The organism is Pseudomonas sp. NPDC088322 (genome assembly GCF_044740745.1).
In the GTDB taxonomy this organism is placed as follows: Bacteria; Pseudomonadota; Gammaproteobacteria; order Pseudomonadales; family Pseudomonadaceae; genus Aquipseudomonas; species Aquipseudomonas shirazensis.
Map to the genome: position 1 here is coordinate 103372 of NZ_JBIURK010000010.1, position 22531 is coordinate 125902.

Here is a 22531-nt window from a genome sequence, read left to right on the forward strand (position 1 = left end):
ATTCTTGTTGTTCCACTGCCGGCAGGCCCTGATCACCAGCCGCCGCTTGTTGCACGCACCTGGTCAGGGCGTCGGTATTGCGCTTGCGTCGCTGAGGTAGGTTTGGGTTGCAGCTCCTTTGAGAATCAGTTGCGCCGCTTTCTCGGCGATCATCAGTGTCGGTGAACAGGTATTGCCGGAAACAATCTGCGGCATGATCGAGGCGTCAGCTACGCGCAGACCCGGGATGCCGTGCACACGCAGTTGATGGTCGACCACATCGAACGCGCCGCTGCCCATGCGGCACGTGCCGACCGGGTGGAAGATGGTGGTGCCGATCTTGCTCGCAGCCTCAAACAGCTCTTCTTCAGTGTTGAGCGCAGCGCCCGGCAGGTACTCGACCGGGTCGAAGGCGGCGAGGGCAGGGGCCTGGACGATGCGCCGGGTCATGCGAATGGCATCGGCGGCAACTCGCAGGTCTTGCGGGTCGCTCAGATAGTTAGGGTTGATCACAGGCTCGGCATGCAGATCGGCCGAGCGAATATCGATGCGCCCGCGGCTGGCGGGGCGCAGGTTGCACACCGACGCGGTGAACGCCGGGAAGCGATGCAGCGGCTCGCCGAAGCGCTCCAGTGACAGCGGCTGGACGTGATACTGCAGGTTGGCGCTGGCCTGCTCGGGGCTGGAGCGAACGAACGCGCCGAGCTGGCTGGGCGCCATCGCCAGCGGGCCGCTGCGGTCGTATAGATAGCGCAGGCCCATGCCCATCTTGCCCCATAGGCTGTTGGCCATCTGGTTCAAGGTACGGGTGTTGCGGATCTGGTAGATCAGGCGCAGCTGCAGATGGTCCTGCAGGTTGCCGCCCACGCCAGGCATGTCATGGCGTACGCCAATGCCGAGGTCTTCGAGGAGCTTGCGCGGGCCTATGCCGGAACGTTGCAGGATACCCGGTGAACCCACCGAGCCTGCGCAGAGAATGATCTCCCGCCGCGCCTGAAACTCGTGCCACTCACCCTGCCAGCGAGCTTTGACCGCCGTAGCACGGGTATTGTCGAGCAGCACCTGGTCAACTTCGACGCCAGTGAGCAGAGTCAGGTTGGGCCGCTTGAGGATTGGCCGCAGAAAGGCTTTGGCCGCATTCCAGCGTACGCCGCTGCGCTGGTTGACCTGAAAGTATCCACAGCCTTGGTTGTCGCCGGTATTGAAGTCATCGACCTTGCCAATCCCGCTCTGCTCGGCGGCATCGCGGAAGGCGTCGAGGATCGGCCAGCTGTAGCGCTGCTGTTCGACCCGCCATTCGCCGTCGGCGCCGTGGCTGTCGCTGCTGCCGGCATAGTGATTCTCGCTGGCCTTGAACAGCGGCAGCACGTCTTTCCAGGCCCAGCCGTCGTTGCCTTGTTCAGCCCAGCGATCATAGTCGCTGGCCTGGCCGCGCATGTAGATCATGCCGTTGATCGACGAGCAGCCGCCGAGCACCTTGCCGCGCGGATAACCCAGGCTGCGGCCGCCAAGGCCCGCTTGCGCCTCGGTCTTGAAGCACCAGTCGGTGCGCGGGTTACCGATGCAATAGAGGTAACCGACCGGGATGTGAATCCATGGATAGTTATCGCGCCCACCCGCTTCGAGCAGCAGCACCCGGCAGGATGGATCGGCGGACAAACGGTTGGCCAGCAAACATCCGGCTGGGCCAGCGCCTACAACGACATAGTCGTAGGCAGAATCGGCTGATGGCATGTGCGACCTCGGGCCTGATTATTATTCTTGTCGCTTTTGATCTTAGTGCGTAATTTCGCTAAGGAAACACGAGTTTTCGCTCAACCGCTGTGCGTTTTAGCACAGCCAATATCAGCCGTTTCCTAAGTAACCTGACAGCCGCTCACAGTTATGCACAGGGATAAGCATGTTCGACTGGAATGATCTGAGGTTCTTTCTCGAGTTGCAGCGCAGCGGCCGTCTGCTGACTGCAGCAAAGCGCTTGAACACCACCCACAGCACGGTGGCGCGGCATATCGAGGGCATCGAAAAGAGCCTGGGCACAGCGCTGTTCGTTCAACATGCACAGGGTTACGAGCTGACGCCGTCTGGCCAGGCACTGCTCAAGCATGCCGAAGCGATGGAGAACGTCGCGCTGTTGGCGCAGGAAGAGATCACCCAGGCGATAACGCCGCTGGGCAAGATCCGCCTGGGTGTCACCGAAGGCATCGGCATCATGTTCTTCACCCCACGCATGCGCGCCTTGTTCGAGCGCTATCCGGGCCTGGAAGTCGAACTGGTGGCGGTGCCGCGCTTCGTCAGCATCCTCAACCGCGAGGCAGAAATCAGCATTCATCTGGAACGGCCCAATGCCGACCTGTTGATAACTCGCAAGCTCACTGACTATCGGCTGGCGCTCTACGCCAGCCCCGAGTACCTCGAACGCTCACCGGCGCTGAACAGTCGTGAGGATCTGGCCCGTCACAGCTGGATTGGCTACGTCGACGATCTGCTGTTCAGCCAGGAGCTGCTGTTTCTCAACAGTTTCTGCCGTGCCCCGAATGTGATCTTTCGCAGCACCAGCGTCATCGCTCAGCAGCAGGCCGCACGCGCCGGCCTGGGCATCGCTGTGCTGCCCAACTACATGGCCAGGCATGATCCACAGCTGCGCCGGGTGCTGCCCAGCGAAACCATCCAGCGCAGCTACTGGATCTGCACCCGGCGCGAGTTGCACAAGTCAGTGCGCCTGCGGGTAGTCTGGGATTACCTGCTGGCGCTGTGTGCAGCAGAGCAGGCCGAGCTGCTAGCCGAGTAGGCCCTTGCTCGCCAGCAGCAGCGCTGCGCCGATGCCGACCACGGCAAACACCTGCTGCAAGCGCGGCCCGGCCAACTTGCCGGCCAGTGGGCGCGCCAGTAGCAGGCCCATCACCGCACCTACCGCGAAGGGTGCACCTACCTGCCAGTGCATCACCCCGGCGACGCTGGCGCTGACTACGCTGCCGCAGGCAACCAGCGCGATCACCGCCAACGAGGTGGCGACAATGCTCTTCATCTCCAGGTTGGTATAACGGCTGAGCGCCGGAATGATGACGAAGCCGCCACCGACGCCCAGCAGTCCCGACAGTAAACCCGCCACACCGCCAGTCACGGCCAGGGCACGTGCGCAGGGCAAGGTCCAGCGCAGCCGCCCCTGCAAAGGGTTGAGTACACAGGGCATGATCAGCCGCTCGCCACACGGCGGCTCACCACGCAACTCGCGCGCCGCCTTGCGCCAGATGCGCAGGCAGGCATGGATCAGCACTGCGGCGAACACCAACGCCAGCGGTGCGTTGGGCAACCGATGAGCGAGCATCAAACCGAAAGGTGTTGCGCAGATACCGATCAGCGCAATGAACAACGCCGCGCGATAACGCACCAGGCCCTGGCGCAGCCCGAGCAGCGCACCGACTGACGCCGCCAGGCCGACGGCCAAAAGGCCAACTGGCGCCGCCTCGACCATATTCAAACCCAGCCCGAATACCAATAACGGCACTGCCAGAATGCCTCCGCCAGCACCGGTCAACGCCAGTACCGCTCCGATGATAGCGCCCAGCGCTGCACCCAGCACTTCGATCACGATTGCTTCTCGGTGCCGGCAGGTTGCGGCCGCGCCAGCCATTCACGGCCTTTGAGCATCCCATGCCAATACAGCGCAGGGAGCAGCTTCACCTTGAGTAGCCAGGCCAGCCGAGTAGGCTGCCGGCCGTCGAGCAACCACTGCGCAAAGCTGGGTGCCAGCGTACCGCCGTATTTGAATTCAGCCAGGACGATCTTGCCGCGCTCCACGGTCAACGGGCATGAACCGTAACCGTCATAGTGCGCGAGGGTAGGCGACCGGCCGAGCGCTACCAGCACGTTGTTGGCCACCACCGGCGCCTGCTTGCGCGCAGCCGCGGCAGTCTTGGCGTTACTGGTATTGATCGCATCACCCAGGCCGTGCACGTTGGCGAACTGCCGATGGCGCAGAGTGAACGGATCGACATCCAGCCAGCCCGCGCCATCCGCCAGCGGGCTGCTGCGGATGAACTCGGGCGCTACTTGCGGCGGCACCACGTGCAACATGTCGAAGGGCTCGACTCGCGTCTGCGTGCTGCCATCGGCCAGGCTGTGGATAAACGTCGCGCGCTTGCCCGGACCATCTACTGCCACCAGGCGGTGTGAATAGTTGAGATCCACCGCGTACTTGTCGATGTAGGCCATCAATGCGGGCACGTAGTCAGCAACGCCAAAAAGTACCGGACCCGAATTGTAGAAGCTGGCCTTGATGGCACCCAGGCGCTCACGCCGCAGCCAGTGATCACACGAAAGGTACAACGCCTTCTGTGGGGCCCCTGCACACTTGATGGGCATCGGGGGCTGGGTGAAGAGGGCGCGGCCTTGCTTGAGATTCTGGACCAATTGCCAGGTGTAAGGTGCCAGGTCATAACGGTAGTTGGAGGTCACACCGTTGCGCCCGAGGGTTTCCGTGAGGCCCTCGATTGCCTGCCAGTCGAGAGTCAGGCCCGGGCAGACCACCAGCTGTTCGTAACTGATGATGCGGCCGTCCTCCACAACCACGCTTTGCGCTGCGGGATCAAAACTAATCACCCGCGCTTTTATAAATCGCACGCCTTTGGGGATGGCGCTGACCATGCTGCGCGCGGTGCTGGCAGCGCTGAATACACCAGCGCCGACCAGGGTCCAGCCGGGTTGGTAGTAGTGCACCTCGGCCGGGTCGATCAACGCAATATCGAGCGTCGGATCACGCTTGAACAAACTGGCGGCGGTGGCAATCCCCGCAGCACCAGCGCCGACGATCACCACCTTGTGATGGTCGATGCGCGTGCTATTGGCTGTGGATGGCAAGGCAGGCATGCGGGTTTTCCTTTTCGATCTTGGTATGGGTACTTGGCCGGCGACGTTCAGAGCTGGTTCAGCGGGATTTTCAGGTAACGCACGCCGTTGCTCTCCGGTTCAGGCAACTGCCCGCTGCGCATGTTGACCTGGACGGCGGGCAGGATCAGTACCGGCATATCGAGGGTGGCGTCACGCGCTTCGCGCATGGCGACGAACTCGTCCTCGCTGATGCCCTGACGGATATGAATATTGCTGGCGCGCTGCTCGGCCACGGTGGTGACAAAACGCAGGGCGCGACCCTCGGGCAGGTAGTCATGGCACATGAACAGTTGGCTGTGGTCGGGGAAGGCGAGCAAACGCCGGATCGAGCGATACAGCGTGCGTGCGTCGGCACCGGGAAAATCGCATCGGGCAGTGCCGTAGTCAGGCATGAACAAGGTATCGCCGACAAACACCGCCTTCTCGCCAGCATCCTCGACCACGTAGCTCATGCACGCCGGGGTGTGCCCTGGGGTGTGTAGCGCACGGGCCCGCAGATTGCCGATCATCAGCACGTATTCGTCTTCCAGCAACACGTCGAACTGGCTGCCGTCGCGGGCGAAACCGGGTTCGGCGTTGAACAGTGCTGCGAAGGTCTTCTGCACCTGGGTGATGTGCGAACCGATGGCAACCTGGCCGCCAAGCTTGGCTTTCAGATAGGCAGCAGCCGACAGGTGATCGGCGTGCACATGAGTTTCCAGAATCCACTGCACACTGGCGCCGAGCGCCTCGACCCGAGCGATCAGCTTGTCCGCCGAGCTGTGGCTGGTGCGTCCCGACTTGGGGTCGTAGTCGAGCACGCTGTCGATCAGCGCGCACTTGAGGGTCTGGCGGTCCATCACCAGGTAGCTGATGGTCGAAGTGGCCTCGTCGAACAGGCTCTCTACATGGATGTTGTTGCCGATGATCATCACACTCTCCAGATATCTGCAGCGCCTTGTTAGGCTTAGGCAGTAACCCAGGGTTTATCAAGATGCATGCCAGGGTTTCAATGAGGCGTTATGGCCCACCTGTCCGCAGTGCTACAGCTATCGCAGCGTTGTCTTCCTCACAATTCGCTGCCAGCACTGCCAGTGGTTGGCAGTCGACTGTCAGCCAATGGCAGTCACTGGCAGTCCTTGCTACGCTCGCCAGGTACCCGCAACCGGTTCTGGTCATGTCTGCGCTTTCCGCTTCTCATCCAGCCATCCTCGGCCTGGTGTCCTACCTTGAGCACGATGTGCACCCGTCGATCGTGCTCGACACCGACTACAACATCCTTGCGGCCAATGCTGCCTACCGGCGTCAGTTCGGCATCAATGACAGTGCACCGCTGGGCGAGAAATGTCATCGCGTCTCTCATCACTACGCGGTGCCCTGTGATCAGGCCGGCGAGCACTGCCCGATGCGCAAAGCCTGGGACAGCAAAGTGCCGGAGCGGGTCCTGCACATTCATCACACCCCACGCGGGCCCGAGCATGTCGACGTCGAGTTGCGGCCAATCCTCGATGAGCAGGGCAGGGTGGTTGCTTTCGTCGAGCGCCTTAACACCGTGACCCTGGCTGCCGCCCAGCCACAGCAGCAAGGGCTGGTTGGCCGCGCGCCGGCGTTCCAGGCGGCGCTGGCCAGCTTGCAACGCGCCGCGCCAGCGCAGATTCCGGTGTTGCTGCAAGGCGAGTCCGGCACTGGCAAGGAGTTGTTCGCCCGTGCCCTGCACCTGGGCAGCCCGCGCGCGACCGGCCCGCTGGTGGTGGTCGACTGCACTGGGCTCAATGACAGCCTGTTCGAGAGTGAGCTGTTCGGCTATGAGAAAGGCGCGTTCACTGGCGCGACCCAGCGCAAGATCGGTCTCGCCGAAGCGGCCCATGGCGGCACGCTGTTCCTCGACGAAATAGGTGAAGTGCCGCTGACCATGCAGGTCAAGTTGTTGCGACTGATCGAGTCGGGCAGCTTCCGCCCGGTGGGCAGTTTGCGCACCGTGCACTCAGACTTCCGCTTGATCTCGGCTACCCACAAGCCGCTCAAAGAGATGGTGGCAGCAGGTACCTTTCGCGAGGACCTGTACTACCGAATCAGCGGTTTTCCGATTCGCTTGCCAGCGCTACGCGAGCGAGTAGAGGACCTACCGATGCTGGCGCAGAGCTTGTTACAGCGCATGGCTGGCGCACATACCGTCACGCTGACACCTGAAGCGCAAGCGCGCCTGAGCTTGCATGCCTTCCCGGGCAATATCCGCGAGCTGCGCAATATCCTCGAACGCGCGCGATTGTTTGCCGATGACGGGCTGATCCGCCCAGAGTATTTGCCTGAGGACCTGGCCCCCGCCAGCTCGAATGTATCGACACGAGACTCGCGTAATTCGCTAGCCGACCTCGCGCAGTTGGTGGAGCAGTTCCAAGGGCCGCGCAGCGAGCTGGCGCAGGTACTGGGCATCAGTGAACGCACGCTGTATCGCCGGCTACGTGAGCTTGGGCTTTGAGAGGGTCGAATGCGCTGCTGTTCCACGTGGAACATGCCTGCGCAGGGACGTCGGATTTTGCACACTATGTCGCGATCAGCCGCGCAGACGACGCCTAGAGACCACCCACAGTCGCGCAGGCGTCAGCGCTGTAATTTATCTTTGCTACGGTCTCAGTTCTCATTGCAAGGGGGCGTACCGTCATGAAGCTCGTACCAAAAGTGTTGGCTGCCGCGATCTGTCTCGGCCTAGCCAGCCAGGTGTGCGCGACTGAACTCAAGCACTGGCCAGAGCCTGCTGCCAAACAACTCGATGCCATGATCGCCGCGAATGCCAACAAGGGTAACTACGCGGTTTTCGACATGGACAACACCAGCTACCGCTTCGACCTTGAGGAAGCGCTGCTGCCGTTCATGGAAAACAAAGGGCTGATTACCCGCGATACACTGGACCCTTCCCTCAAGCTCATCCCCTTCAAAGACACTGCTGACCACAAAGAGAGTCTGTTCAGCTACTACTACCGCCTCTGTGAACTGGATGACATGGTTTGCTACCCATGGGTAGCACAGGTGTTTTCGGGCTTCACCCTCCAAGAGCTGAAGGGTTACGTAGATGAGTTGATGGCTTCCAAGAAGCCAGTGCCGGCCACCTACTACGATGGCGACACGGTAAAAACCACCGAAGTCCAACCGCCCAAAGTCTTCACGGGCCAGACTGAGCTGTACAACAAGCTCATGGAAAACGGCATTGAGGTCTATGTGATCACTGCTGCGTCCGAGGAGCTGGTACGCATGGTCGCCTCTGATCCCAAGTATGGCTACAACGTCAAACCGGAAAATGTAATCGGTGTGACCACGCTGCTGAAAGATCGCACAACCGGTGCGCTGACCACAGCACGCAAGCAGATCAGCGCAGGCAAGTACGACGAGAAAGCCAACCTCGGTCTTGAGTTGACTCCTTACCTCTGGACCCCGGCTACCTGGATGGCCGGCAAGCATGCGGCGATTCTGACGTACATCGACCAGTGGAAAAAGCCGGTACTGGCCGGTGGCGACACACCCACCAGTGACGGCTACATGCTGTTCCACGGGGTTGATGTCAGCAAAGGTGGCATTCACCTGTGGATAAACCGGAAGGACAAATACATGACTCAGCTCGACGGCATGATAAAAGCCAACGCCACTGCTCAGGCCAAGCAAGGCTTACCGGTGACGGCTGACAAGAACTGGGTGATCGTGAAGCCGGACGACATTCAATAAGAGGTAGTCGGCTGACAGAGCAGTGAAAGACCGAAAAAACAAAAAGCCCGCGAATGCGGGCTTTTTGTTGATCGGCGGGCCCAGGCTTGAGCAGCACCGGTCATTTACAGCAGATCAGAAGTCCAGGTTGGACACCGACAGCGCGTTGTTCTCGATGAACTCACGACGAGGTTCCACTGCGTCGCCCATCAAGGTATTGAAGATCTGATCAGCAGCGATCGCATCTTCGATGGTGACCTTGAGCATGCGGCGAACCGCTGGGTCCATAGTGGTCTCCCAGAGCTGATCCGGGTTCATCTCGCCCAGACCTTTGTAGCGCTGGATGGTGTGACGCTTGGCAGTCTCGTTCATCAGCCAGTCGAGGGCTTCCTTGAACTCGCTGACTGCCTTGCGCCGTTCGCCACGTTGCACGTAAGCGCCTTCACCGAACAGGGTGCTGATCTTGCCACCCAGGTTAACCACAGTGCGGTAGTCGTTGCTGCCGAAGAAGTCACGGTTGAAGGTGATGTAGCTTGCGAGGCCGTGGGAAGTGATTTCCACTTCCGGCAGCCAAACGTTGCGCTCTTTGTCTTCACGCAGGCTGGCGTTGTAGGCCAGGCCCGACTTCTGATTGCTGTGCAGGCGAGCCTGGAAGGTTTTCAACCAAGCCTGCATGTGAGCGTGGTCACCCAACTGCTCCAGGGTGATTTCATCCATGTAGATGAAGTGCTCGGTCAGCTCCTGCGGATACAGGCGCGACAGACGCTTTAGGGTCTTCATCACACTGCGGAACTCTTGGACCAGACTTTCCAGCTGTACGCCGGAAACTGCTGGCGCCGATTCGTCCAGGTGCAGGCTGGCATCATCCAGAGCCGACTGGGTCATGTACTCTTCCATGGCCTCGTCGTCTTTGATGTACTGCTCCTGCTTGCCGCGCTTGACCTTGTACAGCGGTGGCTGAGCGATGTAGATGTAGCCGCGCTCGACCAGCTCCGGCAGCTGACGGAAGAAGAAGGTCAGCAGCAGGGTACGGATGTGCGAACCGTCGACGTCGGCATCGGTCATGATGATGATGTTGTGGTAACGCAGCTTGGCGATGTTGTACTCGTCGCGGCCGATACCACAGCCCAGCGCGGTGATCAGCGTACCGACTTCCTGGGACGAGATCATCTTGTCGAAGCGGGCTTTCTCGACGTTGAGGATCTTACCCTTCAACGGCAGGATCGCCTGGGTACGACGGTTACGGCCTTGCTTGGCCGAACCACCTGCGGAGTCACCCTCCACCAGGTACAGTTCAGACAGGGCAGGGTCCTTCTCCTGGCAGTCAGCCAGTTTCCCCGGCAGGCCAGCGATGTCCAGTGCACCTTTACGGCGAGTCATCTCACGCGCTTTACGCGCAGCTTCACGAGCACGGGCAGCGTCGATCATCTTGCCGACCACAGCCTTGGCTTCGTTGGGGTTTTCCAACAGGAAGTCAGAGAAGAACTTGTTCATCTCTTGTTCGACGGCGGTTTTCACCTCCGACGAGACCAGCTTGTCTTTGGTCTGCGAGCTGAACTTCGGATCCGGTACCTTCACCGAGATGATCGCGGTCAGGCCTTCCCGGGCGTCGTCACCCGTGGTTGCAACCTTGTTCTTCTTGGCCAGGCCTTCTTGCTCAATGTAAGCATTCAGGCTGCGGGTCAACGAAGAACGGAAGCCGACCAGGTGAGTACCACCATCGCGCTGCGGAATGTTATTGGTAAAGCACAACAGGTTTTCGTTGAAGCTGTCGTTCCACTGCAGGGCAACTTCAACACCGACGCCATCTTCACGCTGGGTGCTGAAGTGGAAGACCTGGCTGTTGACCGGCGTCTTGTTGGTGTTCAGATACTCGACAAATGCGCGCAGGCCGCCTTCATATTTGAAGAGCTCTTCTTTGCCACTGCGCTCATCCTTCAACAGAATGCCAACACCCGAGTTCAAGAACGACAACTCGCGAATACGCTTGGCCAGAATGTCCCAGCTGAAGTGGATATTCTTGAAGGTGTCAGCAGACGGCTTGAAGTGGATATGGGTACCGGTGCTGTCGCTTTCACCAACAACCGCCATAGGCGCTTGCGGTACGCCGTGGACGTAAGTCTGTTCCCAGACCTTGCCACTACGGCGTACGGTCAGAATGAGTTGCTCAGAAAGGGCGTTCACTACCGAAACGCCAACACCGTGCAGACCGCCGGATACTTTGTACGAGTTGTCGTCGAACTTACCGCCGGCGTGCAGCACAGTCATGATGACTTCAGCAGCTGAGACGCCTTCTTCTTTATGGACGTCGACCGGAATACCACGGCCGTTGTCGCGGACGCTGATGGATTCGTCCGGGTGGATGATGACGGTGATGTCATCGCAGTGACCGGCGAGGGCTTCGTCGATCGAGTTGTCGACCACCTCGAAGACCATGTGGTGCAGGCCGCTGCCATCATCGGTGTCGCCGATATACATGCCGGGACGTTTGCGTACGGCATCAAGCCCTTTCAGCACTTTAATGCTGGACGAGTCGTACGTTTGATTTTCGCTCATGCCTTCACTCCCGATGGTCGTGGGTCTGGGTGATACGGCCCTGTTCCACGTGGAACAAAGCAACTGGCGTTTCCGTCTGCCAGCCTTCCCTCAGTAATTCGTGATCTACACAGGTGATGAACACCTGGCAGCGTAATTCTTCAAGCAAGCGGCACAGTGCGCGGCGATGCTGCTCGTCCAGCTCAGACGGCAGGTCATCTACGAGATAGATACAAAGACCGCGGCGAGCCTGGCTAACCAGATGACCTTGGGCGATGCGCAATGCGCACACCACAAGTTTCTGTTGCCCACGGGACAAGATATCCGCAGCGTTGTTTGCACCAATACGCAGGCGCAAATCTGCACGTTGCGGACCGGCCTGGGTATGGCCAATCTGCTGATCGCGTTGAAGAGAAGTGGCGAGGACCTCGTTAAGTTCCCGGTCCTTGTCCCAGCCGCGATAGTAGCTCAAGGTCAATCCGTCCAGCTCGACCAGTTCGCTCAGGGTACGCTCGAAGACGGGCTTCAAGGCCTTGATGTAGGTGCGACGGTATTCATCTATCTCCGCGCTCGCCAGGCACAATTCTCGGTCCCAGGCGGCTTGCGAAGCAGCGTCAAGTGTACCATGCCGCAACCATGAGTTCCGCTGCCGCAGCGCCTTCTGCAAGCGCTGCCAAGCACCGAGGAAACGGGGTTCCACGTGGAACACTCCCCAGTCGAGGAACTGCCGGCGTATTTTCGGAGCGCCCTCGAGCAGGCGAAAGCTGTCCGGGTTGATCAATTGCAGCGGCAGTAGCTCGGCCAGCTGCGCAGCACTGCGAGCGTTCTGCCCATCGATGCGAATGGTGAAGTCGCCCTGGCGCTCGCGTGATACACCCAGGTTGCTGGTGCCACCTTCGGCCAGTTGCACTTCACCAAAGACGGTACAGGTCGGCTGCTCGTACTGGATAACCGGCGTCAGTCGGGTGCTGCGAAATGATCGGGCCAGGCCCAGAAGGTGCACGGCTTCAAGCACGCTGGTCTTGCCGCTGCCGTTGGCGCCGTAAAGGATGTTGATGCGGGGGGAGGGCGTGAGGGTCACCGGGTGCAGGTTGCGCACCGCAGTGACCATGATACGTCGGAGGGACATTCGCTCAGCTACAGATCACAGGCGCATCGGCATGACGACGTAAGACGAATCGTCGTTGCCTGCTTCCTGCAGCAGGGCACTGCTGTTGGAGTCGGACAGAATCAGACGAACCTGTTCTGTGGTCATTACGCCCAGTACGTCCAGCAAGTAGCTGACGTTGAAGCCGATCTCCAGCGCGCTGCCGTTATAGTCGACGCTGATTTCTTCCTCAGCTTCTTCCTGCTCAGGGTTGTTGGCCTGGATTTTCAGTTGGCCGGCGGCCAACTGCAGGCGAATCCCGCGGTACTTTTCGTTGGACAGAATCGCAGTACGGCTGAAAGCTTCACGCAATGCCTGACGATCACCCACCACCAGCTTGTCACCGCCTTTAGGCAGCACTCGCTCATAGTCAGGGAACTTGCCGTCTACCAGCTTGGAAGTAAATGTGAATTCACCGGTGGTGGCGCGGATATGGTGCTGGCCCAGCACGATGCTGACCATGCCTTCCGGATCGGTCAGCAAACGCGCCAGCTCCAGGATACCTTTGCGCGGCACGATCACCTGGTGACGGTCAGCTTGCTCGATTCCAGCGGTCATCGAGCACATCGCCAGGCGATGGCCGTCAGTAGCAACGGCGCGCAGGGTGCCTGGGGACACTTCAAGCAGCATACCGTTGAGGTAGTAGCGCACGTCCTGCTGAGCCATGGCGAAGCTGGTGCGCTCGATCAGACGGCGCAGGCGGCTCTGCTCCAGGTCGCAGGTCAGCGAGCCTGGGCCTTCTTCAACAGTCGGGAAGTCATTGGCGGGCAGCGTCGACAGGGTGAAGCGGCTGCGACCGGCTTTAACCAGCAGCTTCTGCTCATCAACCTTGATGTCGATCAGCGCGTCACTTGGCAAGCTCTTGCAGATGTCCATCAGCTTACGTGCCGGGACAGTGATTTCGCCTGGCTCGGCTGGTTCTTCCAGCTGCACGCGACCAACCAGTTCGACTTCCAGGTCGGTACCGGTCAACGACAGCTGCTGGCCTTGTACGACCAACAGGACGTTGGACAGGACCGGCAAGGTCTGGCGACGCTCGACGACACCTGCGACCAGTTGCAGGGGTTTCAACAGGGCTTCGCGTTGAATGGTGAAATGCATGGTCTAGTCCCTTGCCTTCAAAATGGCTGCGCCGGCGATCATCATGTCGTCAGCGTCCGCAGCAGGTTCTTGTAGTCCTCGCGGATGTCCGCATCGGATTCTTTCAGTTCGTTGATCTTGCGGCAGGCGTGCAGCACGGTGGTGTGGTCGCGGCCGCCAAACATATCGCCAATCTCAGGCAAGCTGTGGTTGGTCAGCTCTTTCGACAACGCCATGGCTACCTGACGCGGACGCGCTACCGAGCGCGAGCGACGCTTGGACAGCAGATCGGAGATCTTGATCTTGTAGTACTCAGCGACGGTGCGCTGAATGTTATCCACACTGACCAATTTATCCTGCAGCGCCAGCAAGTCCTTCAGCGACTCGCGGATCAGCTCGATGGTGATATCGCGGCCCATGAAGTGCGAGTGAGCGATGACCCGCTTCAGCGCGCCCTCCAGCTCACGCACGTTGGAACGAATACGCTGGGCAATGAAGAAGGCTGCGTCATGCGGCAAATCCACCTTGGCCTGGTCGGCCTTCTTCATCAGGATCGCAACGCGGGTCTCGAGTTCTGGCGGCTCGACTGCAACAGTCAAACCCCAGCCGAAGCGCGATTTCAGACGCTCTTCAAGGCCTTCGATTTCCTTCGGATAGCGGTCGCTGGTCAAAATCACCTGCTGACCGCCTTCAAGCAAGGCGTTGAAGGTGTGGAAAAACTCTTCCTGCGAACGCTCCTTGCGGGCGAAGAACTGAATGTCATCGATCAGCAGCGCATCGACTGAGCGGTAGAAGCGCTTGAACTCGTTGATGGCATTGAGCTGAAGCGCCTTGACCATGTCGGCCACGAAGCGCTCGGAATGCAGGTACACCACCTTGGCATTCGGGTTCTTCTTCAGCAGGTGGTTACCCACAGCGTGCATCAAGTGAGTTTTCCCCAGGCCTACACCGCCATACAGAAAGAGCGGGTTGTACCCATGCTTGGGGTTATCCGCCACCTGCCACGCAGCCGCACGGGCAAGTTGGTTGGATTTACCTTCCACAAACGTATCGAAGGTGAACGTGCGGTTCAGATAGCTGGTGTGCTTGAGCGCACCTTCTACCTGCACAGTGCGCTGTTCAGTGCGCCCAGGTGCAGTTGGCTGCACGGGCGTATCGCCGCCCATCGAGTCAAAGCTGTGGCGCGAGGTCGGCTCTTCGACTTCGTTGACCATTACCGGCTCGATCGATTTGGCCGCAGTGCGCTCTTCAGACGGAGCCGCAGGTGCAGGCTGCTGAGACTGTGCAATCGCTGCCGCCGCAGCACTGACCGGGGCGTTGGGAGCTGCGCGTGCTGCAGAACTGCGGCGGCTGCCTATCAACAAGGACAGCGCCGGTGCGATGCCGCTGCCGTGCTCACCCAGCAGCTCAAGCAGCCGGCCCAGGTACTTTTCATTGACCCAGTCGAGGACGAAGCGATTAGGCGCGTATACGCGCAGCTCGTCGCCTTCGGCTTCGACCTGTAGTGGACGGATCCAGGTGTTGAATTGCTGGGCAGGCAGTTCGTCGCGCAGAAGCTCCACGCACTGCTGCCAAAGTTCCACTGACACGGATATCCCCTGAGTTGAAAGCCGGATGAGGCAAAAAGCAAACCGCCATTGTACCGGGCGGGTGAGTACTTATCCACATAAGAGCGGCATGGATGGCGTGCCAAAGCAGCCAATTCATGTCCGAAAAGCCATCTTAACCCCTGAATAAGCTCTGTGGATAACCCCACATAAGGGCTATGCACAACCCTGGGTTGAAGCCTGTGGATAAAACCCCTGTGGATAAACAGCCATTCGATCCACAGGTTTCGACCATGCGCAGCACAAGCGCAGCACCTGTTTCTGACAGAGTCTACGATCTCTGTACATAGCATGGATAAAGGGCTGCGCAATGTTATCCACAGAAAAGGCTGTGTATAAGATCTATAAGTTATTCAGAAAAGCTTTATATATGCCTCTTTTATATTTTCATATTGAGCGTGTCTGTGAAAAGCGCTCAGGCCGATGACACACTCGGTCCAGCGCCACCTCATCCACCTCGCCGATGAAAAAAGTGCTGCCATCCATAAGGAAAGGCTGGTTGGAAATTGACCTATTGGCTTGCTTTCTCTAGAATCGCCGATCTCTTAAAACGGGGGCCATTCCGGCCCGTGTCGTCGAACCCAGGTAACACGCCATGAAACGTACTTTCCAACCAAGCACCATCAAGCGCGCGCGCACCCACGGCTTCCGTGCCCGTATGGCCACCAAGAACGGTCGTGCAGTACTGTCGCGTCGTCGCGCCAAAGGCCGTAAGCGTCTGGCCGTTTGATTTTTCGGCACAGGTGGTGAGTCAGGACTTCAGTCGGGATAAGCGACTGCTTACAGCCCGGCACTTCAAAGCGGTCTTCGACTCGCCAACTGGCAAGGTTCCAGGCAAAAGCCTGCTTATCCTTGCCCGCGAGAACGGCCTCGATCACCCGCGCCTCGGCTTGGTGATCGGCAAGAAGAGCGTCAAGCTTGCCGTTCAACGCAATCGCCTCAAACGTTTGATGCGTGATTCCTTTCGTCTGAATCAGCAGAGTCTTGCTGGGCTGGACATTGTGATCGTCGCGCGCAAAGGCTTGGGCGAGGTAGAAAACCCAGAATTGCACCAACACTTTGGCAAACTCTGGAAGCGCCTGGCTCGCAGTCGGCCCTCTCCAGCGGTAACTGCCGATCCTGCAGGGGTAGACAGTCCAGATGCGTAAACTGGCCCTCGTTCCGATCCAGTTTTACCGTTACGCCATTAGTCCTCTGATGGCCAGCCACTGTCGTTTCTACCCCAGCTGCTCCTGTTACGCCTACGAAGCCATTGAAAACTATGGCCTCTTGCGTGGCGGGTGGCTAGCCGTTCGTCGCCTGGGGCGTTGTAATCCGTGGAACGACGGCGGTTTCGATCCCGTCCCACCCGCTCCCTCCTCCCGAACTTCTTCGATAGCCGAGTAATCATGGATATTAAACGCACGATCCTGATCGTCGCCCTGGCAATCGTGGCCTACGTGCTGGTCCTTAAATGGAACCAGGACTACGGTCAGGCTGCTCTGCCGACTCAGCACACTGCTGCCAGCAACGCTGCACCGGCTCTGCCGGACACCGTACCGGCTGGTAACAACGACGGCGCCAGCGCCGACGTGCCGAGCGCCAATGCTGATGCCAGCCCGGCCGAACTGGCTCCAGTGGCCGTCAGCAAGGACCTGATCCGCGTCAAGACCGACGTCCTTGATCTGGCTATCGACCCGGTCGGTGGTGACATCGTCCAGCTGAACCTGCCGCAATTCCCGCGTCGTCAGGATCATCCGGATATCCCGTTCCAGCTGTTCGACAACGGCAATGAGCGCACCTACCTGGCCCAAAGCGGCCTGACCGGCGCCAATGGCCCGGACGCCCGCGCCACCGGTCGCCCTGTATATGCCGCCGAGCAGAAGAGCTTCCAGCTGGCCGATGGCCAGGAACAACTGGTCGTCGACCTGAAGTTCAGCGAGAACGGCGTCAACTACATCAAGCGCTTCAGCTTCAAGCGCGGCGAGTACGATCTGACCGTCAGCTACCTGATCGACAACCAGAGCGGCCAGGCCTGGTCGGGCAACATGTTTGCTCAGCTCAAGCGTGATGCCAGCTCCGATCCATCGTCGAGCACCGCGACCGGTACCGCGACCTACCTGGGCGCTGCCCTGTGGACGCCGTCCGAGCCGTACAAGAAAGTGTCGATGAAAGACATCGACAAGGGCAGCCTGAAAGAAACCGTATCCGGTGGCTGGGTTGCCTGGCTGCAGCACTACTTCGTGACTGCCTGGATTCCGGCCAAGTCAGACAACAACGTCCTGCAGACCCGGAAAGACAGCCAAGGCAACTACATCATCGGCTACACCGGCCCGGCGCTCAGCGTGCCTGCTGGTGGCAAGGTCGAAACCAGCGCCATGCTGTACGCCGGTCCGAAGATTCAGTCCAAGCTCAAGGAGTTGTCCCCAGGCCTGGAACTGACCGTCGACTACGGCTTCCTGTGGTTCATTGCCCAGCCGATCTTCTGGCTGCTGCAACATATCCACAGCCTGCTGGGTAACTGGGGCTGGTCGATCATCGTCCTGACCATGCTGATCAAAGGTCTGTTCTTCCCGCTGTCGGCTGCCAGCTACCGTTCGATGGCGCGCATGCGTGCCGTATCGCCGAAACTGGCCGCGCTGAAGGAACGCTTCGGTGACGATCGCCAGAAGATGTCCCAGGCGATGATGGAGCTGTACAAGAAAGAGAAGATCAACCCGCTCGGTGGCTGCTTGCCGATCCTGGTGCAGATGCCGGTGTTCCTGGCCCTGTACTGGGTTCTGCTGGAAAGCGTCGAGATGCGCCAGGCACCATGGATGCTGTGGATTACCGACCTGTCGATCAAGGATCCGTTCTTCATCCTGCCGATCATCATGGGCGCGACCATGTTCATCCAGCAGCGCCTGAACCCAACCCCGCCGGATCCGATGCAGGCGAAGGTCATGAAAATGATGCCAATCATCTTCACCTTCTTCTTCCTGTGGTTCCCAGCTGGTCTGGTGCTGTACTGGGTTGTGAACAACTGCCTGTCGATTTCGCAGCAGTGGTACATCACTCGCCGTATCGAAGCAGCCTCCAAAAGTGCTGCCGCCTAACAGGCTGATACGCTAGCCTGTGAATAAAAACGCCCCCTCGTGGGGCGTTTTTGCTATCTGTGTAATGAATTTGTGGAGAGGCTTGCGAGCATGAACCCTGTGCGTGAAACCATCGCCGCGATTGCCACCGCCCAAGGCCGCGGTGGGGTTGGCATCGTCCGGCTGTCAGGTCCATTGGCGAGCGAGGCCGGGCTGGCCATTACCGGCCGCAGCCTGAAACCACGTTATGCACACTACGGCCCGTTCCGCGACCAGGACGGCCTGGTGCTCGACGAGGGCATCGCCTTGTTTTTCCCCGGGCCGAACTCGTTCACCGGCGAAGACGTGCTCGAGCTGCAGGGCCACGGCGGCCCGGTGGTATTGGACATGCTCTTGCAGCGTTGCCTGCAGCTGGGCAGCCGCCTGGCGCGTCCGGGTGAATTCAGTGAGCGGGCATTTCTCAACGACAAACTCGACCTGGCCCAGGCAGAAGCCATCGCCGACCTGATCGAGGCCAGCTCGACTCAGGCTGCGCGAAATGCACTGCGGTCACTGCAGGGCGAGTTTTCCAAACGTGTGCACAGCCTGACCGAAGCATTGATTGCCTTGCGCATCTACGTCGAGGCGGCGATCGATTTTCCCGAAGAGGAGATCGATTTCCTCGCCGATGGCCACGTACTGGGCATGCTCGATGAGGTTCGCACTGCGTTATCCACAGTGCAGAAGGAAGCAGGCCAGGGCGCATTGCTGCGTGACGGCATGAACGTGGTGATCGCCGGCCGGCCCAATGCCGGCAAGTCGAGCCTGCTCAACCGGCTGGCCGGGCGCGAAGCGGCGATCGTAACTGAAATCGCCGGCACCACCCGGGACATCCTGCGTGAACATATCCACATCGATGGCATGCCGTTGCACGTTGTGGATACCGCAGGCCTGCGCGATACCGATGATCATGTGGAAAAGATCGGGGTGGAACGTGCGTTGAAGGCAATCAGCGAAGCTGACCGTGTGCTGCTCGTCGTCGACAGTACCGCGCCGGAAGCGGCAGATCCATTCGCTTTGTGGCCCGAATTTCTCGACCAACGGCCAGATCCGGGTAAAGTCACCCTGATTCGCAACAAGGCCGACCTCAGTGGTGAAGCGGTTGCAGTTGAACAATGCGCCGATGGCCACGTCACCATCACGCTTAGCGCCAAGGGCGATGACACCGGCTTGGAGCTGCTGCGCGAGCACCTGAAAGCCTGCATGGGTTATCAACAGACCTCCGAAAGCAGCTTCAGCGCGCGTCGGCGCCACCTGGAGGCGCTGAACATCGCAAGTACGCATCTGGAGCACGGTCGTGCTCAGCTCACGCTGGCGGGCGCGGGAGAGCTGCTGGCCGAGGATCTGCGCATGGCGCAGCAGGCACTCGGCGAAATTACCGGTGCGTTCAGCTCGGACGACCTGCTTGGGCGCATCTTCTCCAGCTTCTGTATCGGTAAATAATCCACAAATCTGTCGCCGACGGGCCTGAGCGCAGGCCTTTCGGCCCATGACAGCGGCAGCACACTGGACGCAATGTCCGGTTTTACTCCCTCCTTTGTAAAAAATCCCTAATCCGTGGCTGCTGATTTTGATCAACAGGCTCGTTCTCTGCGTCTAAGCTCTGTGGATAAGCCGCCCTTAGCTCAGTTGATAACCATGCTTTTTTTCTGAGGATAAATCCGCCTGTGGGTAACATGGCATTCTATCCACAGGCTCAAAGGGCTTATCCAGAGCCCTCATAGGCACATGGACACAGGGTTTAATTCCTCTGTACATACCATGAATTATGGCCTGTAGCGTTCTATCCACAGATAATGGCCTGCATAGAAATAAACATAAAAACAAAGCTTTTAAATATTTTCCTTTTTAATTTCTGTTATCCCGTTCATCCACAGGCTGGTCAAAATTTGCGCAGACGGTTTCTTTAGAAGGCAGGAAGTCGCATACTTGTCCGCTTAATTTTTCTATTCGCGAAACAGGCACGAGGTGCGTGGTGGATTTCCCTTCCCGTTTTGAAGTGATCGTCATCGGCGGCGGCCATGCCGGTACCGAGGCTGCGCTTGCGTCTGCACGCATGGGTGTAAAAACCCTGTTGCTGACCCACAACGTGGAAACCCTCGGTCACATGAGCTGCAACCCAGCTATCGGTGGCATCGGCAAGAGCCATCTGGTCAAAGAGATCGATGCGCTCGGCGGCGCCATGGCGTTGGCCACCGACAAAAGCGGTATCCAGTTCCGTGTTCTGAACAACCGCAAAGGTCCAGCTGTACGGGCAACCCGTGCCCAGGCCGACCGAGCTATCTACAAGGCGGTGGTACGCGAGATTCTCGAGAACCAGCCCAACCTGTGGATTTTCCAGCAGTCCTGTGACGACCTGATCGTCGAGCAGGACCAGGTCAAGGGCGTGGTTACACAAATGGGTCTGCGCTTTTTCGCGGATTCGGTGGTGTTGACCAGTGGCACCTTCCTCGGCGGGCTTATCCACATCGGCATGCAGAACTACAGCGGTGGTCGCGCCGGTGACCCGCCTTCCAATGCCTTGGCCCAACGCATGCGTGAACTGCCGCTGCGTGTCGGTCGCCTGAAAACCGGTACACCGCCACGCATCGACGGCCGCTCGGTGGATTTCTCGGTAATGACCGGGCAGCCGGGTGATACACCGATTCCAGTGATGTCGTTCATGGGCAACGCGCAGATGCATCCGCGTCAGGTCAGCTGCTGGATTACCCATACCAACGCCCGCACCCACGAGATCATTGCCTCGAACCTGGATCGCTCGCCGATGTATTCGGGCGTGATCGAAGGCGTCGGCCCGCGTTACTGCCCGTCGATCGAAGACAAGATCCACCGCTTTGCCGACAAGGACAGCCACCAGGTATTCATCGAGCCGGAAGGCCTGACTACCCACGAGCTGTACCCCAACGGCATTTCCACTTCGTTGCCGTTCGACGTGCAACTGGAGCTGGTGCGCTCGATCCGTGGTATGGAAAACGCCCACATCGTGCGCCCCGGCTATGCCATCGAGTACGACTACTTCGACCCGCGTGATCTCAAGTACAGCCTCGAGACCAAGGTCATCGGCGGCTTGTTCTTCGCCGGTCAGATCAACGGCACCACCGGTTACGAAGAGGCCGGTGCACAAGGTTTGCTCGCCGGGACCAACGCTGCGCTGCGCGCGCAGGGCCGTGACAGCTGGTGCCCGCGGCGCGACGAGGCCTACCTCGGGGTGCTGGTCGATGACCTGATTACCCTCGGCACTCAGGAGCCGTACCGCATGTTCACTTCACGTGCCGAGTACCGCCTGATCCTGCGCGAAGACAACGCCGACCTGCGCCTGACCGAGAAGGGCCGTGAGCTCGGCTTGATCGACGATCAGCGTTGGGCCGCGTTCTGCACCAAGCGCGAAGGCATCGAACGTGAAGAACAGCGCCTGAAATCCACCTGGGTGCGCCCTAATACTGCGCAAGGCCAAGCCATTGTGGATAAGTTCGGCACGCCGCTGAGTCACGAGTACAGCCTGCTAAACCTGCTGGCCCGCCCAGAGATCGACTATGTCGGCCTGATCGAGGCTACCGGGGGCGAAATCCTCGATGCACAGGTTGCCGAGCAGGTCGAAATAAAGACCAAGTACGCCGGCTACATTGACCGCCAGCAGGAAGAAATCGCCCGCCTGCGCGCCAGTGAAGACACCCAGTTGCCTGTGGATATCGACTACACGACGATTTCCGGGCTGTCCAAAGAGATCCAGAGCAAGCTTGGCCAGACCCGTCCAGAGACTCTCGGCCAGGCTTCGCGTATCCCCGGCGTCACGCCGGCGGCGATTTCGCTGTTGTTGATCCACCTGAAAAAACGCGGCGCTGGCCGCGAATTGGAGCAAAGCGCTTGAGTTCTTCGGTCACCCCGCAGCACGCAGAAGAGTTGTCCACAGGCGCGCGCCAGCTTGGCGTCGCCCTGAGCGAGCAGCAGCACCAGCAATTGCTGGGTTATCTGGCCCTGTTGATAAAATGGAACAAGGCCTACAATCTCACCGCAGTGCGCGATCCTGATGAAATGGTTTCGCGGCATTTGCTCGACAGCCTCAGCGTGATGCCGTTTATCCACAGCGACGCGCAAAGCTGGCTCGATGTTGGCAGCGGTGGTGGCATGCCCGGTATCCCGTTGGCGATTCTGCACCCGCACAAGCAAGTGACCCTGCTCGACAGCAACGGCAAGAAAACCCGCTTCCTGACCCAGGTGAAGCTGGAGCTCAAGCTCGACAACCTGCAGGTTATCCACAGCCGGGTCGAGGAGTATCAACCGGCGCAGCCGTTTGCCGGGATCATCTCCCGAGCGTTCAGCAGCATGGAGAACTTCACCGGCTGGACGCGCCACCTCGGTGACACGCAGACGCACTGGCTTGCAATGAAAGGGCTGCATCCTGCCGACGAACTGGTAGCATTGCCCGCAGACTTCACAGTCGAAAGCGAGCAGGCCCTGACCGTTCCGGGTTGTCAGGGCCAGCGTCATCTGCTGATACTGCGCCGCAAGGCATGACTGGGAACACACGC

At 59.5% G+C, this 22531-nt stretch carries 18 protein-coding genes; 10 read left to right on the top strand and 8 right to left on the bottom strand.

Translation table 11 applies throughout. The features are described from left to right. Window positions 1-63: 63 nt before the first annotated feature. Window positions 64-1713, bottom strand: a complete 1650-nt coding sequence (locus ACIOAU_RS23370) for a GMC family oxidoreductase (protein WP_101322773.1) — start codon at window positions 1711-1713, stop codon at window positions 64-66. Between the two features lie 166 nt (window positions 1714-1879). Here ACIOAU_RS23370 and ACIOAU_RS23375 point away from each other — a divergent pair, with 166 nt between their 5' ends. Continuing rightward, window positions 1880-2767 carry a LysR family transcriptional regulator gene (locus ACIOAU_RS23375; protein WP_101322774.1) on the top strand — a complete coding sequence of 296 codons (888 nt, stop codon included), beginning with the start codon at window positions 1880-1882 and terminating at the stop codon, window positions 2765-2767. On the opposite strand, the gene ACIOAU_RS23380 is transcribed toward ACIOAU_RS23375, so the two are convergent. From ACIOAU_RS23380 to ACIOAU_RS23390, 3 genes are read right to left on the bottom strand one after another with little or no spacing between them, the layout of a single operon-like run. Next, window positions 2756-3610 (bottom strand): sulfite exporter TauE/SafE family protein, encoded by an 855-nt coding sequence (locus ACIOAU_RS23380; RefSeq protein ID WP_150570280.1) that lies wholly within the window; start codon window positions 3608-3610, stop codon window positions 2756-2758. The genes ACIOAU_RS23375 and ACIOAU_RS23380 overlap by 12 nt on opposite strands. After that, complete coding sequence (locus ACIOAU_RS23385) at window positions 3565-4845, bottom strand: FAD/NAD(P)-binding oxidoreductase (RefSeq protein ID WP_101322776.1); 1281 nt, start codon at window positions 4843-4845, stop codon at window positions 3565-3567. The genes ACIOAU_RS23380 and ACIOAU_RS23385 overlap by 46 nt, the downstream gene beginning before the upstream one ends. 47 nt (window positions 4846-4892) lie before the next feature. After that, on the bottom strand, window positions 4893-5777 hold the full coding sequence (locus ACIOAU_RS23390) for an MBL fold metallo-hydrolase (protein ID WP_150570282.1): 885 nt from the start codon (window positions 5775-5777) through the stop codon (window positions 4893-4895). 245 nt (window positions 5778-6022) lie between these two features. On the opposite strand from ACIOAU_RS23390, the gene ACIOAU_RS23395 reads away from it, so the two are divergent. Then, a complete protein-coding gene (locus ACIOAU_RS23395; RefSeq protein WP_259075134.1) occupies window positions 6023-7324 on the top strand; it encodes a sigma-54-dependent Fis family transcriptional regulator in 1302 nt (433 codons plus the stop codon). Window positions 7325-7506: 182 nt separating this feature from the next. After that, the gene (locus ACIOAU_RS23400; protein WP_150570284.1) at window positions 7507-8562 is read left to right on the top strand and encodes a haloacid dehalogenase-like hydrolase; all 1056 of its coding nucleotides are present in this window, start codon (window positions 7507-7509) and stop codon (window positions 8560-8562) included. Between the two features lie 114 nt (window positions 8563-8676). Here the strand turns inward: ACIOAU_RS23400 and gyrB are convergent, their stop codons facing one another. From gyrB to dnaA, 4 genes are read right to left on the bottom strand one after another with little or no spacing between them, the layout of a single operon-like run. Then, entirely contained in the window at window positions 8677-11097 is a 2421-nt protein-coding gene (gyrB, locus tag ACIOAU_RS23405; RefSeq protein ID WP_101322780.1) for a DNA topoisomerase (ATP-hydrolyzing) subunit B, read from the bottom strand. A gap of 4 nt (window positions 11098-11101) precedes the next feature. Then, on the bottom strand, window positions 11102-12205 hold the full coding sequence (gene recF, locus ACIOAU_RS23410; RefSeq protein ID WP_150570285.1) for a DNA replication/repair protein RecF: 1104 nt from the start codon (window positions 12203-12205) through the stop codon (window positions 11102-11104). Between the two features lie 15 nt (window positions 12206-12220). Further along, entirely contained in the window at window positions 12221-13324 is a 1104-nt protein-coding gene (gene dnaN, locus ACIOAU_RS23415; RefSeq protein ID WP_101322782.1) for a DNA polymerase III subunit beta, read from the bottom strand. Window positions 13325-13365: 41 nt separating this feature from the next. Further along, window positions 13366-14892 (bottom strand): chromosomal replication initiator protein DnaA, encoded by a 1527-nt coding sequence (dnaA, locus tag ACIOAU_RS23420; RefSeq protein ID WP_101322783.1) that lies wholly within the window; start codon window positions 14890-14892, stop codon window positions 13366-13368. Window positions 14893-15505: 613 nt separating this feature from the next. Between dnaA and rpmH the strand changes: the two genes are divergently transcribed. The 7 genes from rpmH to rsmG all read left to right on the top strand — a co-directional run bounded on the left by rpmH (window position 15506) and on the right by rsmG (window position 22517). After that, the gene (gene rpmH, locus ACIOAU_RS23425) at window positions 15506-15640 is read left to right on the top strand and encodes a 50S ribosomal protein L34 (protein ID WP_002551315.1); all 135 of its coding nucleotides are present in this window, start codon (window positions 15506-15508) and stop codon (window positions 15638-15640) included. A 13-nt stretch (window positions 15641-15653) separates the two neighbouring features. Next, window positions 15654-16058, top strand: coding sequence for a ribonuclease P protein component (gene rnpA, locus ACIOAU_RS23430; RefSeq protein ID WP_101322784.1), 405 nt, complete (start codon window positions 15654-15656; stop codon window positions 16056-16058). After that, entirely contained in the window at window positions 16051-16296 is a 246-nt protein-coding gene (yidD, locus tag ACIOAU_RS23435) for a membrane protein insertion efficiency factor YidD (RefSeq protein ID WP_401184843.1), read from the top strand. Before rnpA ends, yidD begins: the two co-directional genes overlap by 8 nt. Window positions 16297-16298: 2 nt before the next feature. Continuing rightward, the gene (gene yidC / locus ACIOAU_RS23440; RefSeq protein WP_101322786.1) at window positions 16299-17984 is read left to right on the top strand and encodes a membrane protein insertase YidC; all 1686 of its coding nucleotides are present in this window, start codon (window positions 16299-16301) and stop codon (window positions 17982-17984) included. A gap of 90 nt (window positions 17985-18074) precedes the next feature. Next, window positions 18075-19445: a tRNA uridine-5-carboxymethylaminomethyl(34) synthesis GTPase MnmE gene (mnmE, locus tag ACIOAU_RS23445; RefSeq protein ID WP_101322787.1), complete on the top strand. Its 1371-nt coding sequence runs from the start codon at window positions 18075-18077 to the stop codon at window positions 19443-19445. A gap of 532 nt (window positions 19446-19977) precedes the next feature. Next, window positions 19978-21870, top strand: a complete 1893-nt coding sequence (gene mnmG / locus ACIOAU_RS23450; protein ID WP_401184845.1) for a tRNA uridine-5-carboxymethylaminomethyl(34) synthesis enzyme MnmG — start codon at window positions 19978-19980, stop codon at window positions 21868-21870. After that, a complete protein-coding gene (gene rsmG, locus ACIOAU_RS23455) occupies window positions 21867-22517 on the top strand; it encodes a 16S rRNA (guanine(527)-N(7))-methyltransferase RsmG (protein WP_150572356.1) in 651 nt (216 codons plus the stop codon). The genes mnmG and rsmG overlap by 4 nt, the downstream gene beginning before the upstream one ends. The last annotated feature ends 14 nt before the right edge of the window (window positions 22518-22531 follow it).

Bases quoted from the DNA above. Each gene is read 5' to 3' on its own strand.
- ACIOAU_RS23370 (WP_101322773.1), bottom strand. From the start codon at position 1,713: ATGCCATCAGCCGATTCTGCCTACGACTATGTCGTTGTAGGCGCTGGC.
- rpmH (WP_002551315.1), top strand. From the start codon at position 15,506: ATGAAACGTACTTTCCAACCAAGCACCATCAAGCGCGCGCGCACCCAC.
- mnmE (WP_101322787.1), top strand. From the start codon at position 18,075: ATGAACCCTGTGCGTGAAACCATCGCCGCGATTGCCACCGCCCAAGGC.
- ACIOAU_RS23400 (WP_150570284.1), top strand. From the start codon at position 7,507: ATGAAGCTCGTACCAAAAGTGTTGGCTGCCGCGATCTGTCTCGGCCTA.
- ACIOAU_RS23390 (WP_150570282.1), bottom strand. From the start codon at position 5,777: ATGATCATCGGCAACAACATCCATGTAGAGAGCCTGTTCGACGAGGCC.
- dnaN (WP_101322782.1), bottom strand. From the start codon at position 13,324: ATGCATTTCACCATTCAACGCGAAGCCCTGTTGAAACCCCTGCAACTG.
- yidD (WP_401184843.1), top strand. From the start codon at position 16,051: ATGCGTAAACTGGCCCTCGTTCCGATCCAGTTTTACCGTTACGCCATT.
- gyrB (WP_101322780.1), bottom strand. From the start codon at position 11,097: ATGAGCGAAAATCAAACGTACGACTCGTCCAGCATTAAAGTGCTGAAA.
- ACIOAU_RS23380 (WP_150570280.1), bottom strand. From the start codon at position 3,610: ATGGCTGGCGCGGCCGCAACCTGCCGGCACCGAGAAGCAATCGTGATC.
- recF (WP_150570285.1), bottom strand. From the start codon at position 12,205: ATGTCCCTCCGACGTATCATGGTCACTGCGGTGCGCAACCTGCACCCG.
- ACIOAU_RS23395 (WP_259075134.1), top strand. From the start codon at position 6,023: ATGTCTGCGCTTTCCGCTTCTCATCCAGCCATCCTCGGCCTGGTGTCC.
- yidC (WP_101322786.1), top strand. From the start codon at position 16,299: ATGGATATTAAACGCACGATCCTGATCGTCGCCCTGGCAATCGTGGCC.
- ACIOAU_RS23375 (WP_101322774.1), top strand. From the start codon at position 1,880: ATGTTCGACTGGAATGATCTGAGGTTCTTTCTCGAGTTGCAGCGCAGC.
- ACIOAU_RS23385 (WP_101322776.1), bottom strand. From the start codon at position 4,845: ATGCCTGCCTTGCCATCCACAGCCAATAGCACGCGCATCGACCATCAC.